Here is a 13,371-nt window from a genome sequence, read left to right as displayed (position 1 = left end):
CACGGGCCGGACCGCCGCCAGGTTGCAGCACCGCCGGGCCTCGCGGGAAGGGGCGTCCGGCAGACTGGGCGGGTGCTTCGTGACGTGGCTGGAACCGACCTCCCGGTGCGGGAGGCGCTGCCCGCGCTGCTCGCGGCGCTTGCCGGGCACGGCGCGGCGGTGCTGGTCGCGCCGCCGGGCTCGGGCAAGACCACGCTCGCGCCGCTGGCCCTGGCGGGCGAGGTCGCCGGCCGGGTGATCGTCGCCGAGCCGCGCCGGGTCGCCGCCCGCGCCGCGGCCCGCCGGATGGCCGAGCTCACCGGCACGCCGCTGGGCGGCCCCGTCGGGTACAGCGTGCGCGGCGACAGCCGCACCAGCGCGGCCACCCGGATCGAGGTGGTCACCACCGGCCTGCTGGTGCAGCGCCTGCAGCACGACCCGGAGCTGTCCGGGGTCGACGCGATCCTGCTCGACGAGGTGCACGAGCGCCAGCTCGACTCCGACCTGGCCCTGGCGTTCACCACCGACGTGCGTGCCGCGCTGCGCCCCGACCTGCGGCTGGTGGCCGCTTCCGCCACCGCGCAGGCCGAGCGGCTCGCCGCCGTGCTCGGCCCGGGCACGCCCGTGGTCGCGGCGGGCGGCACGCCGTTCCCGATCGAGGTGCGCTGGCGGCCGCCGACCGGCCCGGTGCACGCGGCGTACGGGCTGCGCGTCGATCCGCGCCTGCTCGACCACGTCGCCGCCGTGATCCGGCAGGCGCTGTCCGAGGCCGCCGGGGACCTGCTGGTGTTCCTGCCCGGCGCGGGCGAGATCGAGGGCGTCGCCGGGCGGCTGGCAGGGCTGCGCGCCGAGGTGGACCTGCTCACCCTGCACGGCCGCCAGGCCGCGGGCACCCAGGACGCCGCGCTGCGGCCGGGACCGCGCCGCCGCGTCGTGCTGGCCACCGCGGTCGCCGAGAGCAGCCTGACCGTGCCGGGCGTACGCGTCGTCGTCGACGCGGGCCTGGCCCGGGTGCCGCGGACCGACCTCGGCCGCGGGCTGGGCTCGCTGGTCACGGTGCGGGCCTCGCGGGCCTCGGCGCACCAGCGCGCCGGACGCGCCGGCCGCGAGGGGCCCGGTGTGGTCTACCGCTGCTGGTCGCAGGCCGAGCACGAGCGGCTGCCCGAGCACCCCGACCCTGAGATCGCCTCGGCCGACCTGACCGCGTTCGTGCTGCAGCTGGCCTGCTGGTCCAGTGCGGACGGCGCGGGCCTGGCCCTGCTCGACCCGCCCCCGGCGGCCGCCGCGACGGTGGCCCGCGAGACGCTGACCGCGCTGGGCGCGCTCGACGGCGACGGGCGGGTCACCGGGCGCGGCCGGGCCATGGCGGGTATCGGCGCGCACCCGCGCCTGGCCCGGGCGCTGCTCGACGCCGCCGGTGAACTCGGGCCGCACCGTGCCGCCGAGGTCGTCGCCCTGCTCGGCGCGGACGCTCCGCTCGGGACCGACGACCTGGCCGCGGGCTGGCGGCGGCTGCGCGACGGGGTCGACGCCGCCGCGAGCGCCGCCTGGCGCACCGAGGTCCGCCGCCTGACCGGCAGCGCCGGCGGTGCGGCCGGTGCACGGGAGCGGCCCGCGCCGGGCCGGCTGACCGACGACCTGGCCGGTGCGCTGGTCGTGGGGCTGGCCTACCCGGAGCGGGTGGCGCGGATCCGGGGCGCCGGCAGCCGGACGTATCTGATGGCCGGAGGCACCGCCGCCGAGCTGCCGCCGGGCTCACCGCTGACCGGCGTGCCCTGGCTGGCCGTGGCCGCCGCGGACCGGCAGCCGGGCAGCAGCTCGGCCCGGATCCGGCTGGCCGCCGCGACCGACGAGGCGACCGCGCGGCAGGCGGCGGCCCCGCTGCTGGTGACCGGCGCGGAGATCGCCTGGTCCGATGGGGACGTGGTGGCCCGGCAGGTGACCCGGCTGGGCGCGATCGTGCTGGCGGAGCGCCCGCTCGACCGGCCCGACCGGGAGCTGGTCGCCCAGGCGCTCGCCGAAGGGCTGCGCCGGGAAGGGCTGCGGCTGCTGCGCTGGACGCCCGAGGCGAGCGCGCTGCGCGAGCGCCTGGCGTTCCTGGCCCACGCGCTCGGCGAGCCGTGGCCCGCGGTCGACGACGAGTCCCTGCTGGCCACCGCCGGGCAGTGGCTGGGCGGGGCGCTGCACACCGCGCGCCGCCGCGACGACCTGCAACGGGTGGACGTCGCCGCGGCCTTGCGCGCCCTGCTGCCCTGGGCACAGGCGGCGCAGCTGGACCAGCTCGCCCCGGAGCGGCTGGAGGTGCCCAGCGGGTCGCGGGTGCGGATCGACTACTCGGATCCGGCCGCGCCGGTGCTGGCAGTCAAGGTGCAGGAGGCGTTCGGCTGGACGCAGACGCCCCGGCTGGCCGGCGGACGGGTGCCCGTGGTGCTGCACCTGCTCTCCCCAGCCGGGCGCCCTGCCGCCGTCACCGGCGACCTGGTCTCCTTCTGGCGCAACGGCTACCCCCAGGTCCGCGCGGAACTGCGCGGCCGCTACCCGCGCCACCCGTGGCCGGAGGACCCGACGACGGCCCAGCCAACACGCCGCCTACAGCCCCGTAACCCTTGATCGCGACGATCTTGCGTGGACGGTGGGTACGACACGCACTATTCGGGCAGATCGACAACAGTTCGCGCAAGATCGTCGCGATCAAGGGGCGAGTAGCAGGGCGATAGGGGCTGCTGGGGGAGGGGTGGGCCGTAGAGTGGCAGCGTGGGCCTGGTGCATACGGTGGGTCTGGTGCTGCATCCGCAGCGTGACTCCGTGCCCGCGATCGAGACCATCATGGCGTGGGCGCGCCGCCGCGACGTCACCGTGCTCGGCCTGCCCGACGAGGTCGACCGCATCTTCTGCGGCGCGGTCGCGGTCGATCCGCAGGAGCTCGCCGAGCGGTCCAGCCTGCTGGTGAGTTTGGGCGGCGACGGGACGATGCTGCGCACCATGCGGCTGGGCGCGGGCCGGACCACGCCGGTGCTCGGGGTCAACCTCGGCCGGCTCGGCTTCCTGCCCGAGATCGACGTGGACGGCCTGCCCGCGGCCCTGTCCGCGATCGACAACCATCACTACTCGATCGAGTCGCGGCTGGCGGTGCGCACCACGCTGCCCGGCGACCACGAGGTCACCGCGTTCAACGACATCGCGCTGTGCCGGATCCCCGGCGACGGCCTGGCCGGGGTCGCCATCACCGTCGAGGACCACGCTTTCGTGCGCTACGCCGCCGACGCCGTCATCGTCGCCACGCCCACCGGGTCGACGGCGTACGCCTTCTCCAGCGGCGGCCCGATCGTCTCCCCCACCGTGCGGGCCGTGCTGGTGACGGCCGCCGCCGCCCACTCCAGCTTCAACCGCGCGCTGGTGCTCTCCGCCGACGAGCAGCTGGCCCTGCAGGTGCTGCCGAGCAGCGGCCGGCTCGCCGTGGAGGTCGACGGGCGCGTCGACGGCTACGTGGCGCCGGGCGACCGGCTCGCGATCACCGCGCTGCCCGACGCCGGCCGGGTGGTGCGGCTCGGGCTCACCACGTTCTACGAGCGGGCCCGGCGCAAGCTCCAGGTGCGCGGCAGCGCCGAGGTCGACAGCCCCGGCGACCTCGGTGCCGTGGCGCCCGTGCCGCATACGGCACGATGAGCGCTGTGCACATCCGCCGTGAGACACCTGCCGACGTCGACGCCATCCGCACGCTGACCGAGGCCGCGTTCGGGCCGCAGTACGCGCCCGAGCCGGCTCCCGAACCGGGACTGGTCGACCAGCTGCGCGCCGACACCGGCTGGTTGCCCGCCCTGTCACTGGTCGCCGAGGTCGACGGCGGGATCGTCGGGCACGTGGTGTGCACCCGGGGCCGCGTCGGCGACACCCCGGCCCTGGGCCTCGGCCCGCTCAGCGTGCATCCCGGCCACCAGCGGGCCGGGGTCGGCAGCGCGCTGATGCACGCGGTGCTGGGCGCGGCCGACGCGCTCGGCGAACCGCTGGTGGCCCTGCTGGGCGACCCCGGCTACTACCGCCGGTTCGGCTTCCGGCCCGCGCAGGAGCTGGGCGTGCTCGCGCCGGAGGCCGAGTGGGGGATCCACTTCCAGGCGCGGCCGCTGGCCGGCCACGACCCGGCGGTGCGGGGACTGTTCACCTACGCGGAGCCGTTCCTTCGCCTGTAGCCGACTAAGATCGCGGCGAGAGCCCTGCAGGAGGTGACCATGAGCGACGAACAGCACCAGCAGGGCCTCGCCTGGACCTGGACCGCGCCGCTGCGCAAGGCCGCCTCCCGCATCCGCCCGCCGGGGCCTGCCGGCACGGACGACGACGACGGCGACGCGCCGGACCAGTCCGTGGTCGACTGCGCGGTGTACGTCGAGGGGCGACGCCGGCCGGGCGCGTGCGACTACGACTCCGGCCTGGCAACCGTGCGGCAGACGCCCGGCTCCTTCCTCTGGTTGGGCCTGCACGAGCCGAGCGAGGCGGACTTCGCCCCCATCGCCAAGCGCTTCGGCCTCGACGAGCTCGCGGTGGAGGCGGCGACCACGCGCCGCCAGCGCCCCAAGATCGAGCACTTCGCGGACGTGGCCCTGTTCGTGCTGCGCACCACGCGCTACGTCGAGCACTCGACGCTGACCGAGACCTGCGACGTGGTGGAGACCGGCTCCGTCGTGCTGTTCATCGGCGACGCCTACGTCATCAGCGTGCGCCACGGTCCCGCGGGAGAGCTCCGGTCGGTGCGCACCGACCTGGAGAAGCGGCCCGACCGGCTGGCGCAGGGCCCGTGGGCGGTGGCGCACGCGGTGGCCGACCGCCTGGTCGACTCCTACCTCGAAGTCGCGGTCGCGTTCGAGAACGACATCGACGAACTGGAGGACCACGTCTTCGCCCCCCAGTCGCAGAACCGGGCCGCTCAGATCTACCAGCTCAAGCGCGAGCTGATGGAGTTCAAGCGGGCGGTCGCCCCGCTGCAGCATCCGCTGGCCGCGCTGATCGACGACAAGGAAGGGCTGCCCAAGGAGATCCGGCGCTACTTCCGCGACGTCAACGACCACCTGCTACGGACGGTGGAGCGCATCGTCACGTACGACGACCTGCTCAACTCGATCCTGCAGGCGCGGCTGGCGCAGCTGTCCGTGGACCAGAACAACGACATGCGCAAGATCGCCGCCTGGGCCGCCATCGCCGCCGCGCAGACCGCTATCGCGGGCATCTACGGCATGAACTTCGACTACATGCCCGAACTGCACTGGAAGTACGGCTACGTGATCGTGCTGGCGCTGATGTTCGCGGTGGCGTCGGCGATGTACCGCGCGTTCCGCCGGTCCGGCTGGCTGTGACCCCGGGGCGACGCGGTCCGCGCCGCCCCGGGCGTCCTGCTCAGCCGACCCGGTAGGGCCGCATCATCTCGTTGTCCTCGTGCTCCAGCAGGTGGCAGTGCCACACGTACTGCCCGGCCAGGTCGAACTTGGCCTTCACCCGCGTGATCTCGCCCGGCAGCGCCATCACGGTGTCCTTGGTGCCGCGCTCGCCCGGCCCCGGCGGCTGCTTGCCGTCCACGCCCCGGCCGAGGATCTCGAACTGCACCAGGTGCAGGTGGATCGGATGCGCGTCCTGGCTGAAGTTGTGCAGCTCCCAGATCTCGGTGGCGTCGAGCTTCGGGTTCTCGGTGATCGGGTGGTCCCAGTGCATCGGCATCGCGTGGCCGTCGGGGCCGACCGTGCCGAGCATGAGCTCAATGGACTGGTCGTGGCCCAGCTCCTCGTCCAGTGACAGCTGCCGGGTGTTGTCGGCCGGGCCGATCGGCTTGATCCAGGGCAGGTCGAGGTCCTCAGGCGGGGTGCTGCGGTCCTTGCCGGTCAGCCGCCCGACGGTGAAGCGCATGACCTGGCCGGTGGTGGCCGGGTCGGACGGGTTGAAGGTGCCGTTGTAGGGCTCGTCCGGGCCCTCGTTGATGAGGTACAGCTCGGTGCCCTCGCGCAGCCCGGTGAAGTCGAGGATGACGTCGGCGCGCTCAGCCGGGCCCATCAGCAGCTGCTGGAGCTTGGCGGGCTTGGGCAGGAAGCCGCCGTCGTTGCCGATCTGCCAGATGGGCAGCGCGACCGGCGCGGGCCGGGTGGCCAGCGGGTCGGTGGTCACCTTCATGATCAGTACGCGGCCGTTGCAGCCGTTGAGGAAGCGCAGCCGGTAGCGGCGCGGCTCGACCTCCAGCTCCGGCCAGGTGTTGCCGTTGACCATGATGGTGTTCGCGAAGAACTCCGGGTTCCAGATCGGCGGGAACGGGCCCTCGGGGATGTACGGGCCGGCGTCGTCGGCGAACGCGCGGCTGGCCGGGTAGAACAGCGAGCCGTCGGCGTTGAACGAGCGGTCCTGCACCACCACGGGGATCTCGTAGTAGCGCATGCCCGGCTTGTCGCCCAGCTGCGGGGCCGGGCCCGGCAGCACGCCCGGGGGCAGGTCGCTCTTGCCGCCGCGCAGCAGATAGAAACCGGCGAGTCCGGCGTACACGTTGACGCGGGTCACGCCGAGCGTGTGGTCGTGGTACCACAGGGTCGAGGCACGCTGGTCGTTGGTGTACTGGAACGTCGCCGTGCCCGGCTTCCAGTCGACCCCGTAACGCTGCTCGAACTCCTCCCCGAACTGGTCGTAGAAGGTGCCCTCGGTCGCGTACCCGGCCGGGATGTTGCGGGCCTTCGGCAGGTACCACGCCTCCGGGTAACCGTCGCTCTCCTCGTGCGAGTGGCCGCCGTGCAGGTGCGTGACCAGCGGCACCGGGCCCCGGTACGGCCCGGGGGTCGAGGTGAACGTGGGCCGCGAGTCGCGCCCGGCGTCGCCGCCCGGCGGGTTGGCCCAGTGCAGCGTCGGGTCGACGGGCAGCAGGTGCGGGCGGAAGTCGCCGTACGCGTCGACCAGGTCGTTGACCCAGGTGACCAGCACCGGCCGGTCCACCCGGGCCTCGATGGTGTCCGACGGGGTCCGGAAGCTGCGCGGCTGCGAGACGTCGCCGTAGCCCCAGACCGTGGTCTGCGGCAGGTTCGACGGCAGGATCTGCTGGCGGAACTGGCGGATGCCGATCAGGTAGCGGGCCAGGCCGCCCTCGCCGCGGTGGGCGGGCGGCATCACCGACGGCACCGCCAGCGGCGTCACGTACTTGCGGATCTTCGTCGGGTCGAGCGTGCCCGCCCGGCCCTGCCCCACCGCCCAGGCCCACCCGGCACGTTGGGAGATCACCGTGGCGGCCCCCGCGGCCGCCGTCGCCTGAAGAATCCGCCTGCGGTCGACCATGTCGCACACCTTCCGCCGCCCCCGCGCGGCGTCCACAAAGCTGCCGCGGAACGTCGGGCGTCCCGCGCGGCACCGCCCCCGCGCGGCACCTGCCAGGAGGAACGACTCAATCGACCTTGGGAAACGAGCCGCCGCCCGGGGCCGGGCGGCGGCTCGGACCGTCAGCCGACCCGCAGATCGTCGATGACCCAGTACCAGTTGTTGCTCGCGTTGTAGTAGCGGAACTTCACCGTCATCGAGGTCGCCCCGGCGGGCACCGTGACGGTCAGCGTCTCGGCCTTCGCCCGCGCGTCGGCACTGTAGCGCTTGACCAGCTGGTTCGCGCCGCCGTTGAACGAGACCAGCACATCGCCGGTCTGCGCGCCCTCCTGCAGGTAGTGCGTGACGTAGCGCAGCGTCTTCACCGTGCCGGCGGTCACCGGGTACGCGGGCGAGACCAGCGTCGAGTCGAACGACGCGCCGCCCGAACGGTCGTCGAACTCGTCGGAGTCGGCCACCGCGAACACCCCGCGCAGCCGCAGGCCGTTCTCCCGGTTCTGCGACGACTGGGCGCGGCTCCAGAACTCCTCGTTGGTGAACGACCAGCCGCGCCACTCGTTCACGCCGCCGGCCGGCATCGCCGAGCGGTCGACCGACCAGCCGGCGGGGGCGGTGTGCGTCCAGCCCTTCACCGTGGCCGGGATGCCGGTCTCGTGCGAGCGGGTCTGCAGCGAGGCGTTGAGGCCGTCGAACGGGTCGGTGGCGCGTACGTTCAGCGGCTTGGAGTCGAGGTTCCAGGCCGGGTTGGCGGCCACGCCCAGGTGCGCGAACACGGTGCCGGCGACGTCGGACAGCCGGGTGTCGATCGGGCGCAGGCCGGCGGCGTGACCGGTGCCCTTGGCCAGCACGAACGTGCGGCGCTCGGCGTCGACGCCGCAGCCGCCGTGGCCGCCCGACGGGTTGTTGTGGCCGTGGTCGGTGGTGACCACGATCAGCCAGTCCTCGCTCGCGTACGTCGGCCGCGCAGCGACGGCGTCGAGCATCCGGTCGAGCTGGGCGTCCTGGGTCTCGATCGCGGTGCGGTACGCCGTGCCGGTGCCCGTCGAGTGCGCCACCACGTCGGTGTTGCCCAGGTAGACGAAGGTCGCGTCGGGGTCGTTGTTCCGCAGGTGGTTCACCGCGTCGTTGGTGACCTTCACGTCCTCGCCGACGTAGCCGTTGGCGTCGCCGTTGTAGGTGATCCGGGTGTCGATCGCCGCGCCGAACGTGCCCTGGGTGTGCAGCACGGCCCAGTCCAGGATGGACAGCGTGGAGTACGCCGGGTCGGCCTGCTCCAGCCGGGTCAGGAAGTCGGGGTACGTGCCGTACTGCTTGCCGCTGAAGGTGTTGTCCTTGACGCCGTGCTTGTCGGGCATGACGCCGGTGGCGATGGTGGACCAGCCGGGCCCGCTGGACGAGTTCGCCACCGGGTTGCAGTAGAGCAGGCTCTCGCCGAGGGTGCCGCCGGCGGCCAGCGCGTCGAGCGTCGGCGCGTTCGCGTCGACGACCTTGGCCCAGTTCAGCCCGTCCATGCCGACCACGAGCACCTTCGGGGTGAGCGCGGCGGCCTGGGCGGGCGGTGCGGTGAGCGTGAGCGCGGCCGCTGCCGCGACGGCGGCGGCGGCGGCGGCGGCCGCGAGGGCACGCGGACGGGAGAACGGCGACATGGGGTCGACCTCCGATCGGGACGGGATGTCCAGATCAGACCGTCACACGATGAACGTTCGGCGACAAGGACCGCCCGTTCGGACTACACCGCCGTGAAAGGACGACGCCGCGCCCTAGCGCAGCCCGAGCAGGCCGGGGAGCTTGCGCATGTCGTGGAAGACCACGGTGTCCGGGCCTTCGAGCCAATCGGCCGGTGTCACTCCCCCGGCGTACGCCAGGACCCGCATGCCCGCCGCCCGCGCGGCCTGCACGCCGGGCCGGCTGTCCTCGACCACCACGCAGCGTGCCGGGTCCGCCCCCATCCGCTCTGCGGCGTACAGGAACAGGTCCGGCGCGGGCTTGCCGTTGGCCACCTCGGTGGCCGAGAAGATGCGGCCTTCGAACCGCTCGTAGAGCCCGGTGATCCCGAGCGTGTTGCGCATCTTGTCGTGCCGCCCGCTGGAGGCCACGCAGGTCGGCAGCGTGATCGCGGCGAGCGCCTCGACGATGCCGGGCACCGGCACCAGACCGGCCTCGTGCGCGGCCAGCTGGCGCGCGACGAACATCTCCGGCCACTGCGGCAGCGGGCGGCCCAGCTTCTGCTCGATCACCGGCACCATCGAGGCCGCCGAGCGGCCCACGAAGTTCTCCAGCAGCTCGTCGTCCGTCAGCGGCCAGCCCAGCTCGGCCAGCATCTGCGAGGCGACCCGGATGGCGATGGTCTCGGAGTCCACCAGCACGCCGTCGCAGTCGAAGATGACGAGGTCCACCGTAGCGATCACGGCAGGACCCTACCGCCCGGCCCGGCCGCGGCCCGCATCAGTACGACGCGGTCCCACGGCCGTCCTTCAGGCGACGAAGTTGTTCTGCACGAAAACGATGACCATCGCGCCCTGCAGGGCGAGCATCACGGTGGTGTAGACGCGGTCGAAATGCACGTTGCGTCCCATCCGTGCCAGCACCATGAACGCCACCGTGCACTCCAGCGCGTACCGCCAGGTCGAGCTCAGCGGGTAGTGGGTGTGGATCGGGTTCGACAGCGGCATCAGGATGATGAACGCCGCGAAGACCACCAGGTAGGCGTGGTCCGCCCCCAGCTTCCAGGGGCCCACCAGGGCCAGCACCAGCAGCGTCAGCATGATCAGCGCTGTGGTCAGGTTGACGATGTTGCGGATCGCGTCGGGGTGGTAGACCGAGTCGCTGCCGTTGATCAGATCGACGACATCGCCGATGACCGTCCACGGTGCGGTGAACCCGGACCGGAACCAGGCCTTCTGGGCATCGAGGAACTGCAGCGCGTTGCCGAAGGTCAGGTAGCAGAACAGCATGTACGCGGCGAGTCCGGTCGGGACCAGGACCACGGCCAGCGCATTGCGGTCGAACGTGCCCGCCGGCCACGGCAGCCACCGCCCGTTGCGCATCTGTGCGGCCGTGGCTCGGCACGAGAACCCGCGCTGGCGCAGGTACTCGTAGACGAAGGCCGCGCCGAGCATGACGCCCGCCATCCGGGTGGCGCTGGCGTATCCGGCGAACATCGCCGCCCACCACCAGCGCCCGCGGCGCATGTTGTAGAGCGAGGCCAGCGCCAGCGCCACGAACAGCGATTCGTTGTATGCGGCCACCAGGTAGAACGCGGTCGGGAAGGCGAGCAGGTAGACCGTGGTGCGCCGGGCGTCCTCGGCCCCGATCATCTCGGTGGCCAGCCGGTGCACCAGGATCAGCGCGGCCAGGCAGGCCAGCGCGCCGATGATGAGGCCGGCCTCGAAGGTGCCCCCGGGCAGCACCGGGTTGAGCGCCCGCACCGTCATCGGGTAGAGCGGGAAGAACGCGGTGCTGCGGGAGTCGTACTCGTAGCCGGAGTCCGCGATGATCACGTACCAGACCGTGTCCCAGTGGTTCCACGACTGGATCAGCTGCCCGAACGTCGACGGGACGGGCCCGGCCTTGCTCTCCAGCCCCTCGGTCGGCATCCACGCGACCGCGGTGACCAGGAAGTACGCCAGCAGGCCGCTCGCCCAGGCGACGAACCCGGTGACCACCGAAGGCCGCCACCGCCGCCAGGCCGCCGCCCTGACGCCGTGTTCCGGCTCCGCCGCCCCCGCCTGGTCGTTCAGTGACAAAACGGGCGACTCGGTCAGATCGTCGGCAGGGAGGGTGGTGTCGCCGGGTGCGTCCGCCGGGCGGCGGCGGTGCACCGGGACGAGCCCTGGTCCGGGGGAGTCAGACATAGGCAGGAATATAACCATGGGCGACCGAAGTCACGCTGCCCTGCGCTTGGTGTCACCGGCAGCTGGGACACGGTACGGTTGTCCACCATGTCCGCCTTCACCCCCGGCCTCAAGCTGCACGACCGCTACCTGCTGGATCGCCGCATCGGCTCCGGCGGCATGGCGGAGGTCTGGCAGGCCCATGACCTCGTGCTGGGCCGCCCGGTGGCGGTGAAGGTGCTCGCCGGGCCGACGGCCGCCGACCCGGCCCTGCGCGCGGGCGCACTGCGCGAGGCCCGCTCGGCCGCGCAGCTCACCCACCCGCACATCACCGCGGTGCACGACTTCGGCGAGGTCACCTTCCCCGACGGCCACGTCGAGCCGTATCTGGTGATGGAGCTGCTCACCGGCGAGTCGCTGGCCGACCTGATGGCCCGTGGGCCGCTGCCCTGGGCGCACGCCGCCTCGATCGGCGCGCAGGTCGCCGGGGCGCTGGCCGCCGCGCACTCCCGGGACGTGGTGCACCGCGACATCAAGCCGGGCAACATCATGATCACCGCGACCGGCGCGAAGGTGCTCGACTTCGGCATCGCCGCGATGACCGGCCTGCCCGACGCGACCGGCACGCTGATCATCGGCACTCCGGCGTACGCGGCCCCGGAGCGGCTGCGCCAGAAGGCCGCCGATCCGGCCGCCGACGTGTACGCCCTCGGCCTGCTGCTGATCGAGATGGTGTCCGGCCGGCGGCGCAACGGCATCGACAGCTGGGAGCAGTTCGAGTCCGAGCACGCCCGCCCGCGGCCGCTGCCCGCCCTGCCCGGGGTGCCCCCGGCGATCATGGCGCTGATCGCGGCCGCGGTGGACCCCTCCCCCGCGCGCCGCCCGCGCGCCGACGACCTGGCCCACGCCCTGGGCGGCCTGTCCGTGCCCGCGGTGTCCGGCCCCGCGCCCGCCACCGCGGTCGCCGGACCGCCTCCGACGCTGCTCGCACCCACCGGCGGTGCGATCGCCGGCGCGGCCCGGGTGCCCGCCCCGGCCACGCGGGTGCAGGCCGCCCCGCGGGCCAAGGCCGCGCCCCCGGCCCGCCCCAAGCGCAACCGCAAGCCGCTGCTGGCCCTCGCGCTGGTGATGGCGATCATCGTGGTCAGCGGCGTACTACTGATCATGTCAGCGCTGCGGGAGCCGCTGGACCCCGCGAACGCCACCACCCCGACCCGGTCGCCGAACCGGCCCGCCCGCACCACGGCGGCCCCCAAGCCCAGCCCCACCCCGGAGCGGGCCGGGCCGTTCCAGGTGGTGAAGCTGATCTCCGACCTCAACGACGCCGTGCAGAAACTGCGCGACACCGAGGTGATCACGCCGAAGCAGAAGACCGAGCTCGAGAACGGGCTCAAGAACATCTCCGGGAAGATGCTCCAGGGCGACTGGGACGAGGCGCGCCGCCGCGCCGAGAACCTGCAGAAGAAGGTCGAGGACTGGGCCGCGGACGCCGAGGGCGACGCCAAGGAGGCCTACGAGCCGGTGCAGAAGCTGCTCGACGAGCTGGAAAAGCTCGCCAGGCGCAACGGCTGAGCCTCAGCGCGACGCGATGTCCCGGCCGTCGCTCAGCGCGGCAGGGCGCGCTGCAGCTCGGCGCGCAGCGCCGGGGTGAGGATCTCCCCGGTCTGCTTGGCCAGCCGCGCCATCTCGAAGCCGACCACGCCCAGGTCGGCGTCGGCCTCGGCGACCACCGCCAGCACCGAGCCGTCCCGGATCGCCATGGTGAGGAAGTAGCCCCGCCCCATCTCGATCACCGTCTGGCGGACCTCGTCGCCGTCGGACAGCTGCGCCACACAGCCCGCGATGCCGATCAGGCCGGAGGTGACCGCGGCCAGCTGGTCGGCGGTGGCCCGGTCCAGGTTCGCGGAGACCGCGACCACCAGGCCGTCCGAGGACGCCACGATCGCGTGGCGCGCTCCCGGCACCCGATCGGCGAATCCGGCCACCAGCCAGTTGAGGTCCTGGGCCGGCTTGCTGAGCGTCGCAGTGGTCATGGCTCCCCCTTGATGTCGTCCGGTGCTGCCGGCGGCACCGCCGTGCCGTCGCCGGCCTGCCCTCGGCGTACGCCCTCGTACAACCGGGTCAGCGTGGCGGCCGTGGCCGCCGGGTCGGGCTCCCGCCGGCGCCGCGGTGCGCTCGGCGGTTCGGCGGTGGCCGGTGCCGGGCGGGCCGGCCCGGCGACGGGCGGCGC

General features: G+C 73.5%; 11 protein-coding genes. 5 read left to right on the top strand and 6 right to left on the bottom strand.

Features of this window, described 5'->3' with window-relative positions; genetic code table 11:
• The first annotated feature begins 72 nt into the window (after positions 1-72).
• The 4 genes from hrpB (at position 73) to corA (ending at position 5,324) form a co-directional block, all read left to right on the top strand.
• Positions 73-2,589 carry an ATP-dependent helicase HrpB gene (gene hrpB, locus F9C41_RS31025; RefSeq protein WP_155390368.1) on the top strand — a complete coding sequence of 839 codons (2,517 nt, stop codon included), beginning with the start codon at positions 73-75 and terminating at the stop codon, positions 2,587-2,589.
• Positions 2,590-2,733: 144 nt separating this feature from the next.
• Positions 2,734-3,645, top strand: a complete 912-nt coding sequence (locus tag F9C41_RS31020) for an NAD(+)/NADH kinase (RefSeq protein WP_230690149.1) — start codon at positions 2,734-2,736, stop codon at positions 3,643-3,645.
• Complete coding sequence (locus tag F9C41_RS31015; protein WP_230690148.1) at positions 3,642-4,166, top strand: GNAT family N-acetyltransferase; 525 nt, start codon at positions 3,642-3,644, stop codon at positions 4,164-4,166. The genes F9C41_RS31020 and F9C41_RS31015 overlap by 4 nt, the downstream gene beginning before the upstream one ends.
• Before the next feature lie 39 nt (positions 4,167-4,205).
• Positions 4,206-5,324: a magnesium/cobalt transporter CorA gene (gene corA / locus F9C41_RS31010; RefSeq protein ID WP_155390366.1), complete on the top strand. Its 1,119-nt coding sequence runs from the start codon at positions 4,206-4,208 to the stop codon at positions 5,322-5,324.
• 40 nt (positions 5,325-5,364) lie between these two features.
• Here corA and F9C41_RS31005 read toward each other — a convergent pair whose 3' ends face one another.
• The 4 genes from F9C41_RS31005 to F9C41_RS30990 form a co-directional block, all read right to left on the bottom strand.
• Positions 5,365-7,269, bottom strand: a complete 1,905-nt coding sequence (locus tag F9C41_RS31005) for a multicopper oxidase family protein (RefSeq protein ID WP_155390365.1) — start codon at positions 7,267-7,269, stop codon at positions 5,365-5,367.
• A 161-nt stretch (positions 7,270-7,430) separates the two neighbouring features.
• The gene (locus tag F9C41_RS31000) at positions 7,431-8,954 is read right to left on the bottom strand and encodes an alkaline phosphatase family protein (RefSeq protein ID WP_155390364.1); all 1,524 of its coding nucleotides are present in this window, start codon (positions 8,952-8,954) and stop codon (positions 7,431-7,433) included.
• Between the two features lie 114 nt (positions 8,955-9,068).
• Positions 9,069-9,716 carry an HAD family hydrolase gene (locus tag F9C41_RS30995; RefSeq protein ID WP_155390363.1) on the bottom strand — a complete coding sequence of 216 codons (648 nt, stop codon included), beginning with the start codon at positions 9,714-9,716 and terminating at the stop codon, positions 9,069-9,071.
• A 66-nt stretch (positions 9,717-9,782) separates the two neighbouring features.
• The gene (locus F9C41_RS30990; protein ID WP_155390362.1) at positions 9,783-11,162 is read right to left on the bottom strand and encodes a mannosyltransferase family protein; all 1,380 of its coding nucleotides are present in this window, start codon (positions 11,160-11,162) and stop codon (positions 9,783-9,785) included.
• Positions 11,163-11,249: 87 nt separating this feature from the next.
• Between F9C41_RS30990 and F9C41_RS30985 the strand changes: the two genes are divergently transcribed.
• Positions 11,250-12,713: a serine/threonine-protein kinase gene (locus F9C41_RS30985; protein WP_155390361.1), complete on the top strand. Its 1,464-nt coding sequence runs from the start codon at positions 11,250-11,252 to the stop codon at positions 12,711-12,713.
• A gap of 32 nt (positions 12,714-12,745) precedes the next feature.
• Here the strand turns inward: F9C41_RS30985 and F9C41_RS30980 are convergent, their stop codons facing one another.
• Positions 12,746-13,174 (bottom strand): roadblock/LC7 domain-containing protein, encoded by a 429-nt coding sequence (locus F9C41_RS30980; RefSeq protein ID WP_155390360.1) that lies wholly within the window; start codon positions 13,172-13,174, stop codon positions 12,746-12,748.
• Positions 13,171-13,371: hypothetical protein (locus F9C41_RS40885; RefSeq protein WP_230690147.1), on the bottom strand; the 201-nt coding region annotated here is incomplete at its 5' end. The genes F9C41_RS40885 and F9C41_RS30980, both read right to left, overlap by 4 nt.

The organism is Catellatospora paridis (genome assembly GCF_009720365.1).
Classification (GTDB): Bacteria; Actinomycetota; Actinomycetes; order Mycobacteriales; family Micromonosporaceae; genus Catellatospora; species Catellatospora paridis.
Note: the sequence above shows the minus strand (reverse complement) of the source record. Positions and strands in the feature narration are given on the sequence as shown.